The sequence below is a fragment of the Caballeronia sp. GAFFF1 genome (assembly GCF_023630705.1).
Lineage (GTDB): Bacteria > Pseudomonadota > Gammaproteobacteria > Burkholderiales > Burkholderiaceae > Caballeronia.
In genome coordinates, this window is record NZ_JALQEM010000013.1 from 1 (window position 1) to 23,312 (window position 23,312).

Sequence of the window (23,312 nt, forward strand, 5' to 3'; positions counted from 1 at the left end):
GGTGGGGGGTTTTTTTTTAACTTTCGCGGGTACGGCGGCGCGCCCCGGGGGGGGGTGGGGTATGGAACACGGGTACGTTTTCAAGACACGTGGCCCCGCGGCCCGGGTGAGAAAGCGGGCCGCGGCGCATCAGATGATCGGCGACGACACTCCGTCCATCGGAATGATCGCGCCCGACACATAGCTCGCGCGGCGGCTCGCCAGAAAGACGGCGACGTCGGCGATTTCTTCCGGTTTCGCGTAACGCCCGAGCGGCACCTTGGCCTGGCTTTCGGCGAGCACCTGATCGCGCGTGACGCCTTGTCGTTGCGCCTCCAGTTGCAGCGCTTCCTCGACGCGCTCGGTGAGCGTCGCGCCCGGATTGATCGCGTTGATGCGAATGCCGAGCTTCGCGTAGTGATGCGCGAGTCCGACCGTGTTGAGCATGAGCGCCGCGTTGGCCGCGCCGCCCGCGATATGAATGTCCGTCGCAATCTTGCCGCCCATGCCCACGATGTTGACGATCGCGCCCGGCTCCGCGCCGGGGTCGTTGCGCAGGCGCTCGGCCATGCGCTTGAGCACGACTTGCTGCGGGTAGACATACGAGAAGTATTTCGCGTCCATCGCGGCTTTGTAGGCGGCGGCGTCGAGCGTATCGGGGTCGTAGCGGCGGGCGGCGCCTGCGCTGTTGATCAGGATATCGATGGGACCGAGCGCCGCGCTCGCTTCTTCGACCACGTCTTCCGCGCTGTGCGCCTCGTGCAGATCGGCGCGCGCGAGGTGGACGTGATGGCCGTCGGCCGCCAGCTGCTCGCGCGCACGGGCGAGATTCGCGGCATCGCGCGAGACGATTGCGACTTTCGCGCCTTCGCTCGCGAACGCCTTCGCGCACGCAAAGCCGATTCCCTTGCTGCCGCCCGTGATCAACACGACCTTGCCGGCCAGTCCCAGATCCATGATCTTGCGCTCCTATCGGTTCTTTGATGCCGCTGTCGAGGAAGTATCGGACACGATAGCAGAGCAGGGCGCGGGGTGCGCGAACCGTGCGGCGGTCGGGTGCTTTCTGCTGGGCGTCAATCGGCGCCTGTTGCAAACCGGGCGATAGGATCGTCGTTCGATGCGGCGCGCGGCGGAGTGAGCGAGCCCGTCGACGCCCGCATCGCGCGCACGGGCGGTTCGGCAGCCTGCGACGCCATGGCCGCTTGCGCTTGCTGCCGGGCGGCGCGTGACAGCGGCGGCGGAGGCTCGTAGGCATCGGCGGCGGCCTGGATGGGATCCGGTGCCTGGCTCGCGGACGCGGTTGTTCTCGCGCTGGCATGCTGCGACTGACGCTGCGCCGCGCTCAACGATGCGGGCGGCGGTTCGAAAGCATCCGCGCTGGCTGATGCCGCAGGCGTTTGACGCGCGTAAGCCGAAGCCGCAGCAGACGACTGCCGCTGCGCCGCGCTCAACGATGCGGGCGGCGGTTCGAACGCGTCGGCGCTGGCTGATGCCGCAGGCGTTTGACGCGCGTAGGCCGAAGCGGCAGCAGACGATTGCCGCTGCGCCGCGCTCGACGATGCGAGCGGCGGTTCGAAGGCATCGGCGCTGCCGGCTGCCGCAGGCGTTTGACGCGCGTAGGCCGAAGCGGCAGCAGACGATTGCCGCTGCGCCGCGCTCAACGAAGCGGGCGGCGGTTCGAAAGGATCCGCGCTGGCTGATGCCGCAGGCGTTCGACGCGCGTAAGCCGAAGCCGCAGCAGACGACTGCCGCTGCGCGGCGTTCATCGACGCTGCCGGCGGCTCGAAAGGGTCCGCGCCAGTGGTGGCGGCCGGCTTTTGGCGGCCGTAGGCCGAGGCGACGGAAGCCCCGGTCGTCGTCGCCGAGACGGGCGTCCGGCCCGCATAAGCCGAAGCCGCAGACGTTTGTAGCTGCGCCGCGCCGATTGACGTCGACGGTCGCTCGACTGCAATCGCGCTGGCAGTTGCCGGCACCGGCTGACGCGGAGACGCGGCCTCCTCAGACCCAACTCCACGCCCCGCCACATACGTCGGCCCATCGAACGGCGTCGGCGCCGTCTTTGGCGGCGCGACGCGGCGAATGCCGTCGAACCGCTTCGCCCAGTAGGGGTTCGTCAGGTAATCGAGCCGCACGGTGCCGCCCGTCGACGGCGCATTCACGAAACGCAGCTTGCCGACATAAATGCCGACGTGCGAATGCGGTCGCCCGGTCGTGTTGAAGAAGATCAGATCGCCGGGCGCGACTTCGTCCGGCTCGATGGACTCTCCGCGCCCGCTCATCTCGGCGGTCGTGCGCGGCAGGTTCACGGACGCGGCGCGATCGACCACATAGCGCACGAGCCCGCTGCAATCGAAACCTGCCTCGGGCGTATTGCCGCCCCAGCGGTACGGCACGCCGACGAGCGACATCGCCTGAATGGAGATCTCCTCGCGCCCGACGCTGTGATCGACGAAGTTCGGGAAGCCTGACGGCGGCTTATACGCGCGCGGCGTCGTGCTGGCCGAGACCGCGGGCTTGTGCGCCGCTTGTTGCGGCGCGCTTCCGCACGCGGCAAGCACGACGGACACGAAAAGCGGTAGCCAGATTCGACGCATTGAAGCCGAGCAAGCGCGCTCGCCGAAGAGAAGACAGTCCGCCGATACTAGCCCGCCGCACGGCCGTGCGGCAAGACATCGTGAGGTTCCACTTTAACTTTGTGCGATAAGTGTTGCGGGAGCGGAACGCGCGGACAAAGAAAAAGCCCGGCGGATCGCTCCGCCGGGCCGTGTCATCCAACTGCACGTGCTTTACAGGATGTCCGACGCGTAGTCCGCGAGCCGCGAACGCTCGCCGCGCGCCAACGTCACATGGCCGCTGTGCGTCCAGCCCTTGAAGCGGTCAACGACATACGTCAGCCCCGAACTGCCCTCGGTCAGATACGGCGTGTCGATCTGCGCGATGTTGCCGAGGCACACGATCTTCGTACCCGGACCGGCGCGCGTGACGAGCGTTTTCATCTGCTTGGGCGTCAGGTTCTGCGCTTCGTCGATGATCACGTATTTATCGACGAACGTCCGCCCGCGCATGAAGTTCATGCTCTTCACCTTCAAGCGCGAGCGGATCAGTTCCTGCGTGGCTGCGCGGCCCCATTCGCCGGCGGCATCGTCGGTTTTCTGGAGGACTTCGAGGTTGTCGTCGAACGCGCCCATCCACGGCTGCATCTTCTCTTCCTCCGTGCCCGGCAAAAAGCCGATGTCCTCGCCGACCGGCACCGTCGCGCGCGTCACGATGATCTCGTTGTAGCGCTTGTCGTCGAGCACTTGCGCGAGGCCGGCTGCGAGCGCCATCAGCGTCTTGCCGGTGCCCGCCTGACCGAGCAGCGTGACGAAATCGACTTCCGGATTCATCAAGAGATTCAGCGCGAAGTTCTGCTCGCGATTGCGCGCCGTGATGCCCCACACATTGTTCTTGTGATGCCCGTAGTCGCGCAGCGTCTGAAGGAGCGCCGTCTTGCCGTTGAGTTCGCGCACGACCGCGTGGAACGACGGCTCGCCGTTCTGCGGCTCCAGATAGACGAACTCGTTCACGAGCATGGACGGGCAGAGCGGCCCGGTCACGCGGTAATACGTGGTGCCGGTCTTGGTGTCCTGCCAGCTTTCCATGCCCTTCGCGTGCTTCGTCCAGAAATCCTGGGGAAGCGCGCGCACGCCGGAATAGAGCAGGTCCTTGTCTTCCAGCACCTGATCGTTGAAGTAATCCTCGGCGGGCAGGCCGAGCGCGTGCGCCTTGATGCGCATGTTGATGTCTTTCGACACCAGCACGACCTGCCGATCCGGCCGCTCCTTCTGAAGCGCGCGCACAACGCCGAGAATCTGGTTGTCCGCCTTGCCGACGGGCAAGCCTTCGACAGGCTCGATATCGGTCAGCGTCGTCTGGAAGTACAGGCGGCCGAGCGCGTCGCGGTTGCCCTGCGCGGCAAGCGGAATGCCCTCCGACATCTGGCCCGCGTGCGCGACGAGCGCGTCGAGCGTGCGGCTCACCTGACGCGCATTGCGCGCCACTTCCGACATGCCCTTCTTGTGATTGTCGAGCTCTTCCAACGTCATCATCGGCAGATAGACGTCGTGTTCCTCGAAGCGGAAGAGCGAACTCGGGTCGTGCATCAGCACGTTGGTGTCGAGCACGAAGAGCTTGCGCAGTTCCTCCTCGACCGCGCCGCGCTGGCGGCGCTTGTTCTGCGTGCGCGCATCTTTGGCGGGCGCGGCGCTCGGAGCCGGCGTCGCGGCGGGCGCGTCCGCGCGCGCCTCGCGCCTCGCGGGACGGGCTTCGTCGCTCGTTTCTTCGTCTTTCTGGCGCGCAGCGGGCACCGGTTGCAAGAGAGCGGCAGTCTGCTTCGTGCGACGGCCGCGCGCAACGGGCGCAACCGGCGCAACCGGCGCGGCAGCGGATGTCTCGGCCGAGGCGTCTTGCGGCGCCTGCGCGAGCACGTCACTGGCGATGGAGCGCAGCGTGTTCGCGGCGTTTGCGGAATTGGCGGCTGCGGGACGCTCCGCGGCGACGGTCTCGACCGAGCCGATGGCGTCGTCGTCGCTCGCCGCAGCCGGTTTTTTGGGCTGCTTCGAAGGCCGGGCTTTGGCCTTGTACTCTTCGGCCGGAAGGAGATGGCCGAGCTTGGCCGGGGCGGTAGGCAAAGGCATGGTGTTCCCTCGAAAGGAATCGGGTCGTGTATCGTGCGCCGCCTGTCGCATCCTGCTCGTCCGCCCGTAAGCTACGTGTGCCGCAGTTTGCGCCCGGTGGCGCGCTTCGTTGTCGAAAACGCCGGTTCGCCTAGGTTTCGATCTGCTCCTTGAGGTTGCGTCGCGCCCTCGACAAAAAGCGAGGAAGCGCGCGACACCAATAAAAAAGCCGCCGTTCCGGCTACCGGAACCAGCGGCTGACTTCTCTTTCAGAGCGCCTGCGCCGTGCCCGTTCCACATAGCCCGGGTCCATGCCGACCGCGCCAGACGGCATGCGGCGGCTCGCGCAAAGGCTTGAGGAATGGGGTGGACAGGCGCTCATTGCGAATCAATATAACGTGCCTCAAATGGCTTGTACAGCCTCGACGATGGCCTCCACGTGCCCCGGCACCTTGATGCCGCGAAACTCGCGCCGCAGCACGCCCTGGGCGTCGAGCAGAAACGTCGAACGCTCGATGCCGCGCACTTCCTTGCCGTACATCTTCTTCATCTTGATGACGTCGAACAGCGAGCAAATGGCTTCGTCGGCGTCGGAGACGAGCGTGTAGGGCAGTTCCAGCTTGGCCTTGAAGTTTTCGTGCGACTTCACGCTGTCACGCGAGATGCCGACGATTTCCGCGCCGGCCGCCTTGAACTGGTCATAGTGGTCGCGAAATTGCAGACTCTCCGTGGTGCAGCCCGGCGTGTTGTCCTTCGGATAGAAGAAGAGCACGACTTTCTGGCCGCGCAGGCTGGACAGCGTGAACTCGCCGCCGGTGGCGGGCGCGGTGAAGTCGGGAACGGGCTGGTCGACTGCGACTGGCACGAAGGTTTCTCCTGTTGTTGGCTCTTGTGTTGTCCATGAATCGCCGATGCGCAAACGGCGTCTCAGCCCGGCTGCACGATCAGCTCGCCCGCGCGTCCCGGGATCTCGCCCCACGTCACGGGATAGGACGGCAAGCTCGCGCGGTCGAGCGTCGCATGATAGTCGCCCATCGTGGCGAAGCTGTGTCCCTGCGCGCGCCAGCCCGCGAGCAGCTGCTCGAATACCGGCGCGAGCTTTTGGCCTTCCAGTTCGGCGTGCAGCGTGAACACCTGATCGTGCGGATTATTCGCGGTATGACGCAAGACGTGCGCCGCGACGCTGCTCTCGTCGATGCCGTCCACGCCGAGCACTTCGTCGAGCGTGGGCAGCGTGGTCGGCATCTGGATGTGCGCGAGCGTGCGCCCATCGAGCACCGGAATGTACGGCGTGTGTCCGCGGCCGTCGGAGGCATAGCGCATGCCCCAGGCGTCGATCTGCTCGAACGCATGGCCGTTCATCTGCCAGCCGGCCGCGCCGTGCGTGACGGGCGGCGCGCCGAAAATCTCGACGAAGCGCGCGTGACTTTGCTCCATCTGCGCGACGGTCCACGCGCGGTCGCGCGAGCGCACGTTGTCCTGCCAGTAGACGTGATCCCACGTATGGATGCCGCACTCGAAGCCGGCTTCGTGAATCGCGCGCATCTCCGACACCGCGCGCCGGCCGATGTCCGGCCCCGGCAGCAGGACGCCGTACATGAGCGTCCTGATGCCGTAGTGTTCGACCACCGACGTGCGCGACACCTTTTGCAGAAAGCCGGGCCGAAACACGCGGCGCAGCGCCCAGCCGGTGTGATCCGGGCCGAGGCTGAAAAGGAACGTCGCGCGGGCGTTGTACTTGTCGAGCAGACGCCCGAGGTTCGGCACGCCTTCGCGCGTGCCGCGCAGCGTATCGACGTCGATCTTGAGGACGATGCGGGCCACGCTACTGTCTTACGCCTGTTCGACGAGCTTGCGGGCTTCGCCCACGTGTCCGCGATACGCCTCGAAAATCTTGCGCAGCGCGTCGTCCATGGTGGCTTGCGGCGCCCAGCCGAGTTCCTGCATCGTGTTGTCGATCTTCGGCACGCGGTTCTGCACGTCCTGATAGCCCGTGCCGTAGTACGCGCCCGACGACGTCTCGACCAATTGCACTTGCTTGGCCGTGTCCGCGTATTCGGGGAACTCGCCGGCGAGCGCGAGCATCTTGTGCGCCAGTTCGCGCACCGAGAAGTTGTTCTTCGGATTGCCGATGTTATAGATCTTGCCTGTCGCGACGCCGCCTTTGTTCTCGATGATCTTCATCAGCGCGCCGATGCCGTCGTCGATATCCGTGAACGCGCGCTTCTGCGCGCCGCCATCCACGAGACTGATGTTCTCGCCGCGCACGATATGGCCGAGGAACTGCGTCACCACGCGCGACGAACCTTCCTTCGGCGTGTAGATGGAGTCGAGACCCGGGCCGATCCAGTTGAACGGGCGGAAGAGGGTGAAATTGAGCCCTTCCATGCCGTAGCCCCAGATCACGCGGTCCATCAACTGCTTCGAGCACGCGTAGATCCAGCGCGGCTTGTTGATGGGGCCGTAGGAGAGCACGGATTCTTCCGGGTCGAACTGTTCGTCGGTGCACATGCCGTAGACCTCGGAGGTCGACGGAAACACCAGATGCTTGCCGTACTTCACGGCCGAACGCACGATCGGCAGGTTCGCCTCGAAGTCCAGTTCGAACACGCGCAACGGCTGCTTCACGTACGTCGCGGGCGTGGCGATGGCAACCAGCGGCAGGATCACGTCGCACTTCTTCACGTGATACTCGACCCACTCCTTGTTAATCGTGATGTCGCCTTCGAAGAAGTGCATCCGCTCGTGATTCGCGAGGTCGCCCAGACGATCGGTTTGCATGTCCATCCCGAAGACTTCCCAGTCGGTGGTTTCGAGGATGCGCTTGGACAGGTGATGGCCGATGAAGCCGTTGACGCCCAGGATGAGAACTTTTTTCATGAATGACGAGAGGATTGAATGAGTCGGCCGAATTCGGCGGAATCGACGGCGCGTTCTTCGCCCAAAGGTTGCGACGCGCTATCGAGCAGCCGGTGACGCAGCTCGTACACGGCGATCACGCGGCCATCGCCGCAGACGCCAAACAGCGCATTATCCGTCACCGTCAGGCCCGGCGGCAAACTGGCCATTGCCGCGAGGCGCGCGGGCGGCATGCCGGGCGCGCCGGTCGGGGGCACGAGCCGCGCGCGCGCGACGACGAAGCGATGCTCGCCGATATCGGTGAAGGCGCCCGGATAAGGCGGCGCGACCGCGCGAATCAGGTTGTAGACGCGCTCTCCCGGCTGCGTCCAGTCGATGCGGCCGTCTTCCGGCTTGCGCCCGCCGTAGTAGCTGCCGGCGGCGAGATCGTTCGGCAGATGCGGCGCTTCGCCCGCGAGCAGGGCGGGCAGCACGCGCCAAAGCGTCTGCTCGGCCGCGACCACCGTCTTGTCGAAGACCTGCGCGGCGGTGTCGTCCGGCAAGATCGGCACGGGCGTTTGGGCGAGAATCGCGCCGGCGTCGGGCTTTTCGGCCATTTCGTGCAGCGTCGCGCCGGTTTCGGTCTCGCCGTTGAGCACCGCCCAGTTGGTCGGCACGCGGCCGCGATACTTCGGCAAGAGCGAGCCGTGCATGTTGTACGCGCCGCGCTTCGCGAGCGCGAGCAGCGCGACGGGCAGCATGTGCCGGTAATAGAACGAGAAGATGAAATCGGGCGCGGCTTTCTGCACGGCTTCATGCACTTCAGGCGCTTTCGGATCGGCCGGCGTTATGACGTCGATGCCGCGCTCCGCCGCGACCTGCGCGACGCTGCCGAACCAGATGTTCTCGCTCGCGCTGTCCTCGTGCGTGACGACGAGCGCGACGTCCACGCCGCGCGCGAGCAGCACTTGCAGGCAGCGAACGCCGACATTGTGATACGCAAAGACGACGGCGCGCGGCTTCATCGACCCGGTTCCTCGCGGCCGATCACGGCAGCGGCGACCGGCTGCACCGGTTCCTGCATCGGCTTGCTCGCGATGGAAAGCCCGTCGCGTTGTTCGAGAATGGTCTGCACGAGATAACGCGGACGCGCGCGCACCTGCTGATAAATGCGGCCGATGTATTCGCCGAGCAGCCCGAGCGCGAAGATGATCACGCCGAGCATGAAGAACGTGATGGCGAAGAGCGTGAACACGCCCTGAACTTCCGCGCCGAACATGAAGCGGCGAATCAGCAGCAGCACGAAGAGGCCCGCGGAGCCGACCGACAGAATCACGCCGATGAACGACAGCCATTGCAGCGGCACCACCGAAAAGCCGGTGACGAGGTCGAAATTCAGGCGGATCAGGCTATAGAGCGAATACTTCGATTCGCCCGCGAAGCGTTCCTCGTGCGCGACGTCCACTTCGATTGGATTCTGCGCGAACGTGTACGCGAGCGCCGGAATGAACGTGTTGATCTCGCCGCAACGGTTGATCGTGTCGATGATGTGCCGGCTGTACGCGCGCAGCATGCAGCCCTGGTCGGTCATGCGAATCTTGGTGATGCGCTCGCGCAGGCGGTTCATCGCGCGCGACGCCTTCTTGCGCCACAGGCTGTCCTGCCGCTGCTGGCGGATGGTGCCGACGTAGTCGTAGCCCTCGCGCATCTTCGCCACGAGCTTGCCGATTTCCTCGGGCGGATTCTGCAGATCGGCGTCGAGCGTCACGACGATCTCGCCGCGCGACTGCTCGAAGCCCGCGAGAATCGCCATGTGCTGGCCGTAATTGCCGTTGAGCAGAATGACGCGCGTGGTGTCGGGGCGCGCGTGGAACTGCTGCGCGAGGAGCGCGGCCGATTTGTCGCGGCTGCCGTCGTTGATGAAGATGACTTCATACGACGCGCCGAGCGCATCCAGTGCCGGGTACAGGCGCTCGAAGAGGGCGGCGAGACCGTCCGCCTCGTTGTACACCGGAATGATGACCGAGACCTCGGGCGAACTCGCCGGAAAATCGGTATGACTCATGTGGCTGTGCGTTTCCTTAACGATTGTGTCCATACTGCTCGCAGATTTCGTCGACGGACTTCACGACATGCGCGACATCGTCCGCGCTCATGCCGGGAAAGAGCGGCAAGGTCACGGTGCTCGCGCCGAAGCGCTCCGCGTGCGGGAACATGCCTTCCTTGAACCCGCGCCCACGATATAGCGTGAACAGATGCAGCGCCGGATAGTGCACGCCGCTGCCGACGTTGCGCTCCTTCAGTTGTGCCATGAACTCCGCTCGCGTGAGGCTCAGGTTGTCGAGCGGCAGCGCGATCTGGAACATGTGCCAGTTGCTGTCGGCGAAGTTCTTCACCGGCAGGCCGACGCCGAGCCGCACCGCCGCGCCGCCTTCGAACGCGTCGAAGTAGAGACGCGCCAGTTCGCGGCGGCGATCGGTGATCGACTCGATCCGGCGCAGCGAACCGAGCCCGACGCGCGCCGCGACATCCGTGAGATTGTATTTGCCGCCCAGCACGTCGCAGTCCATGCCGTCGAAGCCCGTGCGCGTGATGCCTTGCAGCCGGTACTTGCGCGCGAGTTCGGCTTCGTCCTCGTTGTTCATCACGAGCGCGCCGCCTTCGATCGACGTCACGTTCTTGTTCGCGTGAAAGCTGATCGAAACCAGATCGCCGAACGACCCGATGCGCTTGCCGCGCCAGCTTGCGCCGACCGCCTGCGCGGCGTCCTCGATCACGCGCAGCTTGTGGGCGCGCGCAATCTCGTAAAGCCGATCCATGTCCACGGGCAAGCCCGCGAGATACACCGGCATCAGCGCCTTCGTGCGCGGCGTGATCGCGCGTTCCAGCAAGTTCAGGTCCATGTTGCGCGTGACCGGGTCGATATCGACGAAAACCGGCGTGGCGCCCACTTCCAGAATCACGTTCGCGGTCGAGACCCAGGTCATCGGCGTCGTGATGACTTCGTCGCCCGCGCCGACGCCCGCGATCCGCAACGCGATTTCCATCGTGCAGGTGCCGGAGTTGAACGCGCGCACCGGACGGCCGCCGAAATACTCGGACAGCTCCGCTTCGAATTGCTGATTCTGCGGGCCGGTGGTGATCCAGCCGGAGCGCAGCACGTCGACGACGCCCTGGATGGTCTCTTCGTCGATCTCGGGCTTGACAAAGGGCAGGAACGGCCGCGAGGTCTGAGTCATGGAGTGTGTGCTTAAAGAGAGTGGAGAGAATCCGGGGTCAGCCGCGCGCGAGCACGGCCACGCCGACGAGAATGATGCCGATGCCGACGAGCCGCTGCACCGACAGCACTTCGCCGAACAAATACCATGCCGCGAACGCGTTGACGACGTAGCCGAGCGAGAGCATCGGATAGGCGACCGATACGTCCACGCGCGACAGCCCGACGATCCACACGACGACGCTCACGACGTAGCACGCGAGGCCGCCGATGATAGGCCACTGCGTCGCGATCCTGAAACCGACCGGCAGAATGTTCGCCGGCGTCATGTCGAAATGGCCGACGGCATTCACGCCCGCCTTGAGCAGCAACTGGGCGCAAGCATTCAACAATACGCCGATGACGATGCAAGTGAAGGAAATCGGGTTCATCGATGAAAAGTAAGGATACTCGGTTCGCCGCCGGATGCCGGACGCTCGTGCGCCGGCGACACTTCGGCGGGGCGGGGCCGCGCCATCAGGGCTGCGGCTTCTCGACGATCACGCGGCGCGCGTCCCGGGCGATGACCTGCATCGGCACATGTCGCGCGAGCATTTCGTCATAGCGCGACGGCGGCAGCAGCGCAAGCGCGTAGCGGTGGGCGTCCCATTGTTTCACCCAGTCGTCGAGCGTCGGCAGCCACTTCTGCGGCTCGGCATGCACGCCGAAATTCAGCTCGTCGGCTTCCTTGACCATGATCATCGTATGGCCGAGGTAGAAGGGCATGGTGTGGTCGAGCTTCGCGACCGAATAGAACGGCGTGTCGGGTGGCAGCTTCGCCATCGCGGCCTTCACGGCGGGCACGAGCTTCACGCCCGAGCTGTCCGTGCCGAAGACGTCGTGGCCTGTGCCCGCGATAGTCCCAAGCAGCAGCCACGCCGCGCCGAGTCCCGCCGCGCCCGCAAGCACGCTGCGGCGGTTGAGCCACAACGCGACGATCGTCACGACGAACGCCACCGCGAGTCCCGCATAGACCCACACCTGGAACTCGCGATACAGCGCATTCGGCGTATTCGCGCTGCCCGCCCGGCCGATGAAAATCGCGCCGAACGCCGCGGCGATCAGAAACACCGCATAGCCAATCAGATGCCGGCGGTACTGCGTGCGCGTGAGCGACGGCAGATAGAGCGCGAGCACGAGCGCGATGGCCGGCGCGATGGGCAGCACGTACGAAATCAGCTTGGAGTGCGACGCGCTGAAGAACAGGAAAATGAACGCGGACCAGACGAGCAGCATCGTCACCGGCGCGAAGCCGTTTGGCTGGCGCGGCGTCTTGATGCCGTGGCGCACGCTCTGGAACGCGATGGACAGCCACGGCAGGAACCCGACGATCAGCACTGGCACGAAGTAATAGAACGCGCCGGGGCGGTTCTGCTCGGGCGTCAGATAGCGCTTGAACTGCTGGACGATGAAGAAGAAATCGAAGAATTCGGGATTCTTCATCTGCACGAGCACGAACCACGGCGCGGCGACGACAAGGAACACGATCAGCCCGCTGCCGATATAGAGCCGCTTCCACAGCGCCCAGTCGCGCGAAACCAGCGAATAGAGCACGAGCACCGCGCCCGGCAGAATCAGCCCGATTAGACCCTTCGAGAGCACGGCGGCGGCCATCGCGGCCCAGCAAACCCACATCCACAGGCGCACTTGCCGCGTGGGCAGGCCGGGGCGCTGCGCGAGCAGCAGCGCGCAGAGCGTCACCTCCATCCAGAACGACAGGCCCATGTCCAGCGTATTGAAGTGGCCCATCAGGTTCCAGTACGGGCACGTCGCGAGGATCACGGCCGCGGCGAAACCGGTCATCGCGTTGAACACGCGCGTGCCGGTGTAGCCGACGAGCAGCACGCCCGCGAAGCCGGCGAGCGCGGTATAGAGCCGCGCCTGCCATTCGCCGATGCCGAACCACGCGAACGTCAGCGCGTTCGCCCAGGTTTGCAGCGGCGGTTTCTCGAAATACTTGTAGCCGTTGTAGCGCGGCGTGATCCAGTCGCCGGTCACGAACATCTCGCGCGCCATTTCGGCGTAGCGGCCTTCGTCGCTCGGCACCAGATGACGCAGGCCGAGCGGCGCGAACCAGACGATCGCGAGCGCGAGTACGAGAAGAATGAGCGAAAGACGTGTGAGCGGTAGCCGCGAAGGCGTATCGTTCATGAAGTCGACCTGTCCGATGCCGCAATTGCGGCGCTAGTGATTCGAAATGGCTTGGCGAGGCGCGATGCCGGCGCTTCCATGCTCCCGGTGTTTTCGGTGCGCCCGGCATCCTGAGGCACGCATGCGCCGCGGAAGTTCGCACGCAGCGGCCATGACGTGCGGACGCGGTGGCGTGCGCGCCGGGCGGGAGTGTATCGCACGGGCGGCCGCGATTCGTCAATTTGGCGCACGCAAACCCCGCGCGGAGGCCGTGGGAGCCGCGAGTGTGCCCGACGCCGGCTTATCGGACGCTTATCCGCGCCCCGGCGACATCACCCTTCGATCAGGAGCGCAGCGGCCACGCGCCGCCCCTCGGACATCAGAATGTTGTAGGTGCGGCAGGCCGCGCCGAAATCCATTGTCTCGACGCCGATGTGATGCTTCGCCAGATTCGCGACGAGGCGCGGATGGGGAAAGCGCAGCTTCGAGCCGCTGCCGAAGATCACCACTTCGGGCGCGGCTTGTATGAGCGCGTCGAAGTCGGCGGGGGTGAGGGCGTCGAACGCGGTGACGGGCCAGTGCTGCACGGGCGCATCCGGCACGATGATGACGCTGCCTTCGTGGCGCTGAAGATTGACGGCCACGAAGCCTTCGCCGTAGCTCGTGATGGTGTTGAGCGCGCCGCTGGATTCCTGATGAAGTTTCAAAACGATGATCCGGCAAGGAAAGAGGGGGCGGGCCCGGTTCCGGCAGACGCGCGGCGCCCGATCCGGCGCGGCGCGGCGCTGCAACGGGGCGGAACACTCCCGCCGATGATGCACGATGGTGCATTGCGGAACTGAGCCATAATCAGTAAATTATAACTTTCCGGCCGCCGGGTTCGCTTGCGGCGCCCGTTGCGCTCGCGTGCCGCCACAAGCCGCCTTCGACACGCAATCCGGCCGGCAGCGCCCTTGCCCTATCTGGCCCGGCGTCAATCGCGGCGCCGGCCACGCGCATAGTCGAACGGCTGGGTCGGCCGCACAACTCCGTAACATCCCGCTTTGCCTGTCCGGCGCTGTTTCGTCGATACTCGTCGACACTTCGGCGATACTTCGAGCGGCGCCGCGCGTCCGGACGGCGCAGCGGCCGCCGAAATCGCCGCTTCAGCAGCCGCACAACAAGCGAACCCGACAGCCCGTTCAACAAAAGAGCCGCTAGCCGTGAAACCGATCCTTAAATCCAATAAGCTGCAAAACGTCTGCTACGACATCCGCGGACCCGTGCTCGAACACGCGAAGCGCCTCGAAGAGGAAGGGCATCGCATTATCAAGCTGAACATCGGGAATCTGGCGCCGTTCGGCTTCGAGGCGCCGGACGAGATCATTCAGGACATGATCCGCAATCTGCCCGGCTCGTCGGGCTATTCGGACTCGAAGGGCGTGTTCGCGGCGCGCAAGGCGATCATGCACTACACGCAGCAAAAGGGCGTGGCGGGCGTCGAACTGGACGACATCTTCATCGGCAATGGCGCGTCCGAGCTGATCGTGATGGCCATGCAGGCGCTCCTGAACGACGGCGACGAAGTGCTGCTGCCCGCGCCCGACTATCCGCTGTGGACCGCCGCCGTGAGCCTGTCGGCGGGCACGCCGCGCCATTACATGTGCGAGGAAGGCAACGGCTGGATGCCCGATCTCGACGATATCCGCGCGAAGATCACGCCGAATACGAAGGCGCTGGTCGTCATCAATCCGAACAACCCGACGGGCGCGCTGTATTCGGACGAACTGCTGCTGGAACTGATCGGCATTGCGCGCGAGCACGGTCTCATCATTTTTGCGGACGAGGTCTACGACAAGATCGTCTACGACGGCAAGACGCACACGTCGATGGCCGCGCTCTCAGAGGACGTCATCACGGTCACGTTCAATAGCCTCTCGAAGAGCTATCGCTCGTGCGGCTACCGCGCGGGCTGGATGGCGATTTCGGGGCTCATCGAAGAGAACCGTCGCCGCGCGAAAGACTATCTGGAAGGGCTCGGCATTCTCGCGTCGATGCGCCTGTGCCCGAACGTTCCGGGCCAGTACGCCATTCAGACGGCGCTCGGCGGCTATCAGAGCATCAACGACCTGATCGTGCCGGGCGGACGGCTTTTCAAGCAGCGCGATCTCGCCTACGACATGCTCACGGCCATTCCCGGCGTGAGCTGCGTGAAGCCGCAGGCCGCGCTCTACATGTTCCCGAAGCTCGATCCGAAGATGTACCCGATTGCCGACGACCAGCAGTTCATCACCGATCTGCTGCTCGAAGAACGGGTGCTGCTCGTGCAAGGCAGCGGCTTCAACTGGCCGACGCCGGACCATTTCCGCGTGGTCTTCCTGCCGAACATCGACGATCTGGCCGATTCGATCAACCGCATCGCGCGCTTTCTCGACGGCTATCGCAAACGGCACTCCGCTTAAATCTCCCTTTATAAGACTCGCGCAGTATGGAACCGATCAAAGTAGGACTCTTGGGCTTCGGCACGGTGGGCAGCGGCACCTTCACGGTGCTGCGGCGCAATCAGGAAGAAATCAAACGACGCGCGGGCCGCGGCATCGAGATCGCGCGCGTCGCGGTGCGCACGCCGGCCAAGGCGAAGGCTGCGGAGGGCGTCGCGGTAACCGACGACTTCCACGCGGTCGTCGATGATCCTGCCATCGATATCGTGTGCGAAATGATCGGCGGAACGGGCTTCGCGCGGGAGCTGGTGCTGCGCGCGATCGCCAACGGCAAGCATGTCGTGACCGCGAACAAGGCGCTGCTCGCGGTTCACGGCACCGAGATTTTCGAAGCGGCGCGCGCGAAGGGCGTGATGGTCGCGTTCGAGGCGGCCGTCGCGGGCGGCATTCCGATCATCAAGGCGCTGCGCGAGGGGCTGACCGCGAACCGCATCGAGGCCATCGCGGGCATCATCAACGGCACCACGAACTACATTCTTTCGGAGATGCGCGACCGCGGCATCGACTTCGCGACCGCGCTGTCGGCCGCGCAGGAGCTGGGCTACGCGGAAGCCGACCCGACCTTCGACATAGAAGGCGTCGACGCCGCGCACAAGATCACGATCATGAGCGCGATTGCGTTCGGCGTGCCGGTGCAGTTCGACCGCGCGTACGTGGAAGGCATCAGCAAGCTCGCGGCCATCGACATTCGCTACGCCGAAGATCTCGGCTATCGCATCAAGCTGCTGGGCATCGCGCGGCGCACGGAGAAGGGCATCGAGTTGCGCACGCATCCGACGCTCGTGCCGGAAAAGCGCCTGCTGGCGAACGTGGAAGGCGCGATGAACGCGGTCGTCGTGCACGGCGACGCGGTGGGCATGACGCTCTACTACGGCAAGGGCGCGGGCGCGGAGCCGACGGCCTCGGCCGTGGTCGCCGATCTTGTGGATGTGACGCGGCTGCATACCGCCGATCCGGAGCATCGCGTGCCGCATCTGGCTTTCCAGCCCGATAGTCTTTCGAACACGCCGATCCTGCCCATCGACGAGATCACGAGCGGCTACTACCTGCGGCTGCGCGTGGCGGACGTCACCGGCGTGCTTGCCGACATCACGCGCATTCTGGCGGACAAGGGCATTTCCATCGACGCGCTGTTGCAAAAGGAATCGCAGCAGGTCGACGGCGGCCACAAGGGCGAAACGGACATCATCCTCATCACGCACGAGACCGTGGAAAAGAACGCGAACGCGGCGATTGCCGAGATCGAAGCGCTCGCGACGGTGGTCTCGAAGGTGACGAAGCTGCGCATCGCAGCCCTCAATTAAGCGCAGGAAAGCGACATGAACTACATTTCGACGCGCGGCGCCGGCACCGGCGAGCGCCACACGTTTTCCGACATCCTGCTCGGCGGTCTCGCGAAGGACGGCGGCTTGTACCTGCCGGCGGAATATCCGCGCGTATCGGCCGATGAACTCGCGCGCTGGCGCGCGCTGTCGTACGCGGATCTCGCATTCGAAGTGCTCTCCAAGTTCTGCGACGACATTCCTGCCGACGACCTGCGCTCGCTCACGCGCAAGACGTACACGGCGCAGGTTTACAGCAACGTGCGCCACGAGGAGAGCGCGTCCCAGATTACGCCGCTCAAGACGCTCGGCGTGGAAAACGGCGCGCCGCTTTCGCTGCTGGAACTGTCGAACGGTCCGACGCTCGCGTTCAAGGACATGGCCATGCAACTGCTCGGCAATCTCTTCGAGTACGCATTGGCCAAGCACGGCGAGGAACTGAACATCCTCGGCGCGACGTCGGGCGATACGGGCAGCGCGGCCGAATACGCGATGCGCGGCAAGACGGGCGTGCGCGTCTTCATGCTGTCGCCGCACAGGAAGATGAGCGCGTTCCAGACCGCGCAGATGTTCTCGCTTCAGGACCCGAACATTTTCAATCTGGCCGTGGAAGGCAACTTCGACCACTGCCAGGACATCGTGAAAGCCGTGTCGAACGATCACGCGTTCAAGGCGAAGCACAAGATCGGCACGGTCAATTCGATCAACTGGGCGCGCGTGGTGGCGCAGGTCGTCTACTACTTCAAGGGCTATTTCGCCGCGACGAAGAGCAATGACGAGCGTGTGTCCTTCACCGTGCCGTCCGGCAACTTCGGCAACGTCTGCGCGGGACATATCGCGCGCATGATGGGCCTGCCGATCGACCAGCTCGTCGTCGCGACGAACGAAAACGACGTGCTAGACGAGTTCTTCAGAACAGGCGTGTATCGCGTGCGCGGCGCCGCGGAGACGTATCACACGACCTCGCCAAGCATGGACATTTCGAAGGCGTCGAACTTCGAGCGTTTCGTGTACGACCTGCTAGGCCGCGATCCGGCGCGCGTCGTGCAGCTTTTCCGCGATGTCGAGGAGAAGGGCGGGTTCGATCTCGCGGCGAGCGGCGACTACGCCCGCGTGAAGCAGTTCGGCTTCGTGTCGGGCAAGAGCGGCCACGACGACCGCGTGCAGACCATCCGCGATGTCTTCGAACGCTACGACACGATGATCGACACCCACACGGCGGACGGCGTGAAGGTGGCGCGCGAAAACCTGAAGCCCGGCGTGCCGATGATCGTCCTCGAAACGGCGCAGCCGATCAAATTCGGCGAAACCATCCGCGAGGCGCTCGATCGCGAGCCCGAGCGGCCGGCTGCGTTCGTGGGACTTGAAAAACTGCCACAAAGGTTCGATATCGTTCCTGCCGATGCGGCTGTCGTGAAGGCATACATCGCCGAGCGGACCTGAGTTTCGCGAGCCACACGACGCGCGGGGGCGCGGCCTGACGAGGGTCGCGCCCCCGCGGTGCTTTCAGCGCGCGCACCGCGCCCATCACGCAGATCGCGGGCATTTTTGCCGGACGCCGTGCCGGACAACCGCCCGCAGAACAGCCGCAGACGGCGAAAAAGCCGTCAAAAGCTGCTAAAATCTCAGGTTTTTCGCCGTACTCCATTCGAAAGGACGCGCCGTGCTGTCTACCGCCAATATCACCATGCAATTCGGGCCCAAGCCCCTCTTCGAGAACATCTCGGTCAAGTTCGGCGAAGGCAATCGCTATGGCCTGATCGGAGCGAACGGCTGCGGCAAGTCGACGTTCATGAAGATTCTGGGCGGCGATCTCGAACCGTCCTCCGGCAACGTCATGCTGGAACCGAACGTGCGTCTCGGCAAGTTGCGTCAGGACCAGTTCGCGTACGAAGACATGCGCGTGCTCGACGTCGTCATGATGGGCCACACCGAAATGTGGGCCGCGATGACCGAGCGCGACGCGATCTACGCGAACCCGGACGCCACCGACGACGACTACATGCGCGCCGCCGAACTGGAAGCGAAGTTCGCGGAATACGACGGCTACACCGCCGAAGCGCGCGCAGGCGAACTGCTGCTCGGCATCGGCATCAACATTGCCGATCACACCGGTCCGATGAGCAACATCGCGCCGGGCTGGAAACTGCGCGTGCTGCTCGCGCAGGCGCTGTTCTCGAAGCCCGACGTGCTGCTCCTGGACGAGCCGACCAACAACCTCGACATCAACTCGATCCGTTGGCTGGAAGACGTGCTCAACCAGTACAACTCGACGATGATCATCATCTCGCACGATCGGCACTTCCTGAACCAGGTCTGCACGCACATGGCGGACATGGACTACGGCACGCTGAAAATCTGGCCGGGCAACTACGACGACTACATGCTCGCGAGCACGCAGGCGCGCGAGCGTCAGCAGGCCGCGAACGCCAAGGCGAAGGAACGCGTGGCCGACCTGCAGGACTTCGTGCGCCGCTTCTCGGCGAACAAGTCGAAGGCGCGCCAGGCTACCAGCCGCCTGAAGATGATCGACAAGATCAAGATCGAGGAATTCAAGCCGTCGTCGCGGCAGAACCCGTTCATCCGCTTCGACTTCGAGAAGAAGCTGCATAACATTGCGGTGGTGGCCGAAAGCATTACGAAGAAGTACGACCGCACCATCTTCCAGAACTTCAGCGTAAGCGTGCAGCCGGGCGAACGCATCGCGATCATCGGCGAGAACGGCGCGGGCAAGACCACGCTGCTCAAGGCGCTGAAGGGCGCGCTGGAACTGGACGGCGGCACGGTCAAGTGGGCGGAAAACGCGAACGTAGGCTACATGCCGCAGGACACGTACGAAGAGTTTCCGAAGGACGAGACGCTGACCGAATGGGTCGACCAGTACCGTCAGGAAGGCGACGACGACCAGATGGTGCGCGGCACGCTCGGCCGTCTGCTGTTCAACGCCGACGACATCAAGAAGAACGTGAAGGTGCTGTCGGGCGGCGAGAAGGGCCGCATGATCTGGGGCAAGCTGATGCTCGGCCGCCACAACGTGCTCCTGATGGACGAGCCGACCAACCACATGGACATGGAGTCGATCGAGTCGCTGCAGATCGCGCTGGACAAGTACGAAGGCACGCTCATCTTCGTGTCGCACGACCGCGAATTCGTGAGCGGGCTGGCGAACCGGATCATCGAGGTGAAGACGGACGGCACGCTGCGGGACTTTGGCGGAAATTACGAGGATTTCCTGGCAAGCCAGGGAATTCAGTAAGTCGGCGAGTTCGGCCGCAGAAGAGAAAAAAGCCGCGTTCGCGGCTTTTTTCGTTTGCAGACGCCGGTTTTGTCGTGTCGGGCAACCGGCAACCCCGCATCGGCAGCCCATCCCAGGTTTCGCCATGGCGGAGGCGGATGCCGCTTTCTGGGTCCGCCAATCGCATGTTAAGCAGGGCCGGCCGCACGATCAACCAGTCCGACCGGCCAATTTTCACAGCTTGTCGTTGCGAAACCGCATCGCGGTTCCCTCGCGCGTGATCCGCTCCCAGATCACGCGCTTTTCCTTGTCGCTCAGGAACACCCAGTTCGAGACTTCGCCCGCCGTGCGGCCGCAGCCTTTGCAGACTTCGTCGAAAAGCGTGGAGCACACGCCGATGCAAGGGCTGTCGGGAAGGTCGTGGAGAATCGAAGACATGAGCGGGATCGTCGGAAATGAATCAGCGGGCAATACTGTAGCCTATACGCGCGATCCAGTGATGCCGCTGGTTGTAGTCCAGAATGTCCTCGCCGTAGCCGTTGAAATAGCTCACGAAGACATAGCCGCCCCACGCGCTGCCGATCAGCTTCGCGAGCGGATAGGTCAGTTGCGAATCGACGCTGCCGTACCAGTGCTTCGTGCCCTTGCGCAGCGTGGTCGCGAGCTGCCAGCTATCCGGGCTGCCGTATTTGACGAGGAAATCGACGTACCCGCGATAATCCGCGATATCTTCGTTGCCGCTCTTCGACAGGTAGTAGTAGAACTTCGGCGATAGCGTCAGGTGATTGCTGTTGATGTCGCCGAAGTCCCAGGTCGGTCGCACGAACGCGATGTTGATCGCGCGCGACTCGGGGCCGCTTCGCCCGTTCGACTCATGCCCGATACCCGCCGCCACGCCCATGCGCGTGAAAAGCGGGCTCTTCCAGCCGGTGTCCTGCACGTAGTAGAAAAGCTGCGGCTGATAGCTCGTGTCGCGAAAGGGCGCGGACGGCGCCGACAGGTTCCAGATCGACGTCTGCGTGTACGCGAAATACAGGTTGTCGAGAAAGCCGCGCGAGCGCGGATCGTCGGGCAGATGCAGCCGGTATTTGAAGCTGAACTGGAACTTGGCGAGATTGTCGCCGTTGCGGCCGTCGGCGAAATAGATCGGCTCGAAGGTCGAGAAGCGGCCTGAGAGCATGGTGTCGGTCGTCGTGGTCGGCACGTCGGACGTGTTTGCAACGGCGGCCGCGCTGGCGAGTTGCGTCGGCGTCGCCGCTTGCGTCTCGCGCTTCTCCGCGGCGACCACCTGCGTCTGATCCTCGCCTCGATTCAGCGTGACGAGCATCGGCGAGGCATCGAAGCCGACCGGATCGATCTTGATCGTGCCGCGCGCCGAGTCCGGCCAAGGCGCGGAATAACGCACGCGTCGATACTGTCCCGGCGCGAGCCGCAGGCGGTCGGGTGTCTTCGGATCGCGCGCGAGGGCGAGCGGGGCGGGCGGCAAATCGCCGTTGGTCAGGCGCACGGTGAGTTGCTTCGGCACGTCCACGGTGAGCGGCTTCTCGTCGTCGTCGGTATAAAGCAGCGTCAGTTCGAGCGGTTGCGCGGCCGCCGCTTCGCGCGCCGGCTGCAGCACGGCGACGGTCGCGTGGGCGCCGGCTCCGACGGAGAGACCCGACACAAGGAAAATGCACCGCAGCGCGCGGCGGGTTCGAAGGTTGATGAACGGAATCGCAAGCAAACGGGGGCCTGAGGCCATGTAGTCGGCATCCTGTTGGCAAAAGGGGGATCGTCGGATGGCGGTCGGACTGCGGCCGCACTGTGGTCTCACGGCGTCCGACGAAGAGCACGAACTTTCGATCCTAACCGGATGACGCCGACCTTGCCCGGACGCCCGCTCGCTCTCGTGAGCGACGAGGGGCGTTCAATGCCCCGTCGCCGCCTGCCAGAGCATCGCGGCATTGAGTGCGACGATCACGCTCGCGCATCCCCACGACAGCAGGAGCGGCACCCGCGCGATGCGCCAGCGGCCCATGAGGCCGGCGTCCGAAGCGAAGCGCACGAGCGGGATCACCGCGAGCGGCAGCTGCACGCTCAGGACGACCTGCGTGGCGACGAGCAGCGCGTTCGAGCCGTGCTGGCCGAAGCTCGCCACCGCCGCCAGCGCGGGGCCGATCGCGAGCCCGCGCGTGAGCAGCGCCCGCGCCCAGCGCGCCACTTTCAGATTCAGAAAGCCTTCCATCACGGCCTGGCCGGCAAGCGTGCCGGTCACCGTCGCGTTGAGTCCGCACGCAAGGAGCGCCGCCGCGAACGTAATGCCCGCCCAGTGACTGCCGACGAGCGGCGCGATGAGCCGATGCGCGTCCGCCAGATCGTCGACTTCGGCGTGGCCGCCCGCGTGGAAGACGGCGGCCGCCACGATCAGCAGCGACGCATTGACGATGAACGCAATCGCGAGCGACGCGAACGTGTCGATGTTCACGCCCTTGAGCGCGTCGCCGATCGCTTCGTCGTCGCGGTCCGCCGCATGGTCGCGCACGAGCGACGAGTGCAGATAGAGGTTGTGCGGCATCACGGTTGCGCCGAGCACGCCGGCCGCGAGCCAGAGCATGCCGGCGTCGCGGATCAGGGCGCGCGGCGGCGCGAAGCCTGCCAGCGCCTCATGCCACGCCGGATGCGCGAGCGCAAGCTGGATCACGAAGCAGAAGCTCACGAAGAGGATCAGCGCGGTCACGGCGCGCTGCAACGGCCGCTTGCCGCGGCTTTGCAGCGCGAGCATCGCGAACGTGCCGACCGCCGACATCAGCACGCCCACCGTGAGCGAGACGCCGAGCAGCATCTGCAAGGCGACCGCGCTGCCGACCACTTCCGCGACGTCGCACGCGATGATCGCGACTTCGCACGCGAGCCACAGCACGATGGTGGTGCGGCGGCTGTAGCGTTCGCGGCAAAGCTGCGCGAGATCGCGCCCGGTGACGACTCCCACGCGCGAGGCCACCCACTGGAGCAGCATGCCCATCAGGCTCGCAAGCAGCACGACGAAAAGGAGTTGATAGCCGTAACGCGCGCCGCTGGAAAGCGCCGTCGCCCAATTGCCGGGGTCCATGTAGCCGACGGCGATGAGCGCGCCGGCTCCGGCGAACGAGTACCAGCGGCCGCGCGGCCGCCGGGGCGGGACATCGCGCGTGCCGGGGCGGGACGGTGCGCCGGACTTCGAGGCGGAAAGTTGAGCAAGCGCGGACGGGTTGGTGTTCATGCAGACGGTGGCCTCGAGGTGCGGTGCGACGGCGCGCTCGGGCGGTTCCCGAGGCCGCCGTGGCAGCGTGCGTGACGGATAAGCGTGACGGATGCCACGACGGCGACGCTTTCCCGCGACGCACGCCGGTTGGTTAAGCAACGACTGTTCCGCTGATCGTTTCCAAGGCCCAGAAGCGC

The 23,312-nt window shown here is 64.9% G+C and carries 19 protein-coding genes; 4 read left to right on the plus strand and 15 right to left on the minus strand.

All coding sequences use genetic code 11. From position 1 onward, the window contains the following. Window positions 1-129: 129 nt before the first annotated feature. From NCR37_RS06285 to NCR37_RS06340, 12 genes are all read right to left on the minus strand, one after another. Window positions 130-936, minus strand: coding sequence for an SDR family oxidoreductase (locus tag NCR37_RS06285; RefSeq protein WP_250472246.1), 807 nt, complete (start codon window positions 934-936; stop codon window positions 130-132). Window positions 937-1,052: 116 nt separating this feature from the next. After that, a complete protein-coding gene (locus NCR37_RS06290) occupies window positions 1,053-2,573 on the minus strand; it encodes a C40 family peptidase (protein ID WP_250472247.1) in 1,521 nt (506 codons plus the stop codon). Window positions 2,574-2,765: 192 nt separating this feature from the next. Continuing rightward, window positions 2,766-4,655, minus strand: coding sequence for a PhoH family protein (locus NCR37_RS06295; RefSeq protein WP_250472248.1), 1,890 nt, complete (start codon window positions 4,653-4,655; stop codon window positions 2,766-2,768). Between the two features lie 382 nt (window positions 4,656-5,037). Further along, window positions 5,038-5,499, minus strand: a complete 462-nt coding sequence (locus tag NCR37_RS06300) for a peroxiredoxin (protein ID WP_250472249.1) — start codon at window positions 5,497-5,499, stop codon at window positions 5,038-5,040. 62 nt (window positions 5,500-5,561) lie between these two features. Next, window positions 5,562-6,458 (minus strand): polysaccharide deacetylase family protein, encoded by an 897-nt coding sequence (locus NCR37_RS06305; protein ID WP_250472250.1) that lies wholly within the window; start codon window positions 6,456-6,458, stop codon window positions 5,562-5,564. Between the two features lie 9 nt (window positions 6,459-6,467). Continuing rightward, complete coding sequence (locus NCR37_RS06310; protein ID WP_250472251.1) at window positions 6,468-7,514, minus strand: bifunctional UDP-4-keto-pentose/UDP-xylose synthase; 1,047 nt, start codon at window positions 7,512-7,514, stop codon at window positions 6,468-6,470. Then, a complete protein-coding gene (locus NCR37_RS06315; RefSeq protein ID WP_250472252.1) occupies window positions 7,511-8,497 on the minus strand; it encodes a formyltransferase in 987 nt (328 codons plus the stop codon). The genes NCR37_RS06310 and NCR37_RS06315 overlap by 4 nt, the downstream gene beginning before the upstream one ends. Continuing rightward, entirely contained in the window at window positions 8,494-9,537 is a 1,044-nt protein-coding gene (locus tag NCR37_RS06320; RefSeq protein ID WP_250472253.1) for a glycosyltransferase, read from the minus strand. Before NCR37_RS06320 ends, NCR37_RS06315 begins: the two co-directional genes overlap by 4 nt. A gap of 16 nt (window positions 9,538-9,553) precedes the next feature. Continuing rightward, entirely contained in the window at window positions 9,554-10,711 is a 1,158-nt protein-coding gene (locus tag NCR37_RS06325) for a DegT/DnrJ/EryC1/StrS family aminotransferase (protein WP_250472254.1), read from the minus strand. Between the two features lie 37 nt (window positions 10,712-10,748). Further along, a complete protein-coding gene (locus tag NCR37_RS06330; RefSeq protein WP_250472255.1) occupies window positions 10,749-11,120 on the minus strand; it encodes a DMT family transporter in 372 nt (123 codons plus the stop codon). Between the two features lie 85 nt (window positions 11,121-11,205). After that, a complete protein-coding gene (locus NCR37_RS06335) occupies window positions 11,206-12,879 on the minus strand; it encodes a glycosyltransferase family 39 protein (protein WP_250472256.1) in 1,674 nt (557 codons plus the stop codon). 311 nt (window positions 12,880-13,190) lie between these two features. Next, the gene (locus tag NCR37_RS06340; RefSeq protein ID WP_250472257.1) at window positions 13,191-13,565 is read right to left on the minus strand and encodes an Mth938-like domain-containing protein; all 375 of its coding nucleotides are present in this window, start codon (window positions 13,563-13,565) and stop codon (window positions 13,191-13,193) included. 495 nt (window positions 13,566-14,060) lie between these two features. Here NCR37_RS06340 and NCR37_RS06345 point away from each other — a divergent pair, with 495 nt between their 5' ends. The 4 genes from NCR37_RS06345 (at window position 14,061) to NCR37_RS06360 (ending at window position 19,916) form a co-directional block, all read left to right on the plus strand. Continuing rightward, complete coding sequence (locus tag NCR37_RS06345; protein WP_250472258.1) at window positions 14,061-15,299, plus strand: pyridoxal phosphate-dependent aminotransferase; 1,239 nt, start codon at window positions 14,061-14,063, stop codon at window positions 15,297-15,299. A 26-nt stretch (window positions 15,300-15,325) separates the two neighbouring features. Then, window positions 15,326-16,642: a homoserine dehydrogenase gene (locus tag NCR37_RS06350; protein WP_250472259.1), complete on the plus strand. Its 1,317-nt coding sequence runs from the start codon at window positions 15,326-15,328 to the stop codon at window positions 16,640-16,642. Window positions 16,643-16,657: 15 nt separating this feature from the next. Then, on the plus strand, window positions 16,658-18,103 hold the full coding sequence (gene thrC, locus NCR37_RS06355) for a threonine synthase (RefSeq protein WP_250472260.1): 1,446 nt from the start codon (window positions 16,658-16,660) through the stop codon (window positions 18,101-18,103). Between the two features lie 220 nt (window positions 18,104-18,323). Beyond that, entirely contained in the window at window positions 18,324-19,916 is a 1,593-nt protein-coding gene (locus NCR37_RS06360; protein WP_250472261.1) for an ABC-F family ATPase, read from the plus strand. A 213-nt stretch (window positions 19,917-20,129) separates the two neighbouring features. On the opposite strand, the gene NCR37_RS06365 is transcribed toward NCR37_RS06360, so the two are convergent. The 3 genes from NCR37_RS06365 to NCR37_RS06375 all read right to left on the minus strand — a co-directional run bounded on the left by NCR37_RS06365 (window position 20,130) and on the right by NCR37_RS06375 (window position 23,133). Beyond that, window positions 20,130-20,333: a DUF1289 domain-containing protein gene (locus NCR37_RS06365; protein WP_250472262.1), complete on the minus strand. Its 204-nt coding sequence runs from the start codon at window positions 20,331-20,333 to the stop codon at window positions 20,130-20,132. 22 nt (window positions 20,334-20,355) lie between these two features. Continuing rightward, window positions 20,356-21,636: a phospholipase A gene (locus tag NCR37_RS06370; RefSeq protein WP_250472263.1), complete on the minus strand. Its 1,281-nt coding sequence runs from the start codon at window positions 21,634-21,636 to the stop codon at window positions 20,356-20,358. A 165-nt stretch (window positions 21,637-21,801) separates the two neighbouring features. Further along, window positions 21,802-23,133 carry an Nramp family divalent metal transporter gene (locus NCR37_RS06375; protein WP_250472264.1) on the minus strand — a complete coding sequence of 444 codons (1,332 nt, stop codon included), beginning with the start codon at window positions 23,131-23,133 and terminating at the stop codon, window positions 21,802-21,804. Between the last annotated feature and the right edge of the window lie 179 nt (window positions 23,134-23,312).

Coding starts and splice junctions, on each gene's coding strand:
- NCR37_RS06285 (WP_250472246.1), bottom strand. CDS start 936: ATGGATCTGGGACTGGCCGGCAAGGTCGTGTTGATCACGGGCGGCAGC.
- NCR37_RS06375 (WP_250472264.1), bottom strand. CDS start 23,133: ATGAACACCAACCCGTCCGCGCTTGCTCAACTTTCCGCCTCGAAGTCC.
- NCR37_RS06290 (WP_250472247.1), bottom strand. CDS start 2,573: ATGCGTCGAATCTGGCTACCGCTTTTCGTGTCCGTCGTGCTTGCCGCG.
- NCR37_RS06320 (WP_250472253.1), bottom strand. CDS start 9,537: ATGAGTCATACCGATTTTCCGGCGAGTTCGCCCGAGGTCTCGGTCATC.
- NCR37_RS06365 (WP_250472262.1), bottom strand. CDS start 20,333: ATGTCTTCGATTCTCCACGACCTTCCCGACAGCCCTTGCATCGGCGTG.
- NCR37_RS06330 (WP_250472255.1), bottom strand. CDS start 11,120: ATGAACCCGATTTCCTTCACTTGCATCGTCATCGGCGTATTGTTGAAT.
- NCR37_RS06335 (WP_250472256.1), bottom strand. CDS start 12,879: ATGAACGATACGCCTTCGCGGCTACCGCTCACACGTCTTTCGCTCATT.
- NCR37_RS06370 (WP_250472263.1), bottom strand. CDS start 21,636: ATGGCCTCAGGCCCCCGTTTGCTTGCGATTCCGTTCATCAACCTTCGA.
- thrC (WP_250472260.1), top strand. CDS start 16,658: ATGAACTACATTTCGACGCGCGGCGCCGGCACCGGCGAGCGCCACACG.
- NCR37_RS06295 (WP_250472248.1), bottom strand. CDS start 4,655: ATGCCTTTGCCTACCGCCCCGGCCAAGCTCGGCCATCTCCTTCCGGCC.
- NCR37_RS06350 (WP_250472259.1), top strand. CDS start 15,326: ATGGAACCGATCAAAGTAGGACTCTTGGGCTTCGGCACGGTGGGCAGC.
- NCR37_RS06310 (WP_250472251.1), bottom strand. CDS start 7,514: ATGAAAAAAGTTCTCATCCTGGGCGTCAACGGCTTCATCGGCCATCAC.
- NCR37_RS06315 (WP_250472252.1), bottom strand. CDS start 8,497: ATGAAGCCGCGCGCCGTCGTCTTTGCGTATCACAATGTCGGCGTTCGC.
- NCR37_RS06325 (WP_250472254.1), bottom strand. CDS start 10,711: ATGACTCAGACCTCGCGGCCGTTCCTGCCCTTTGTCAAGCCCGAGATC.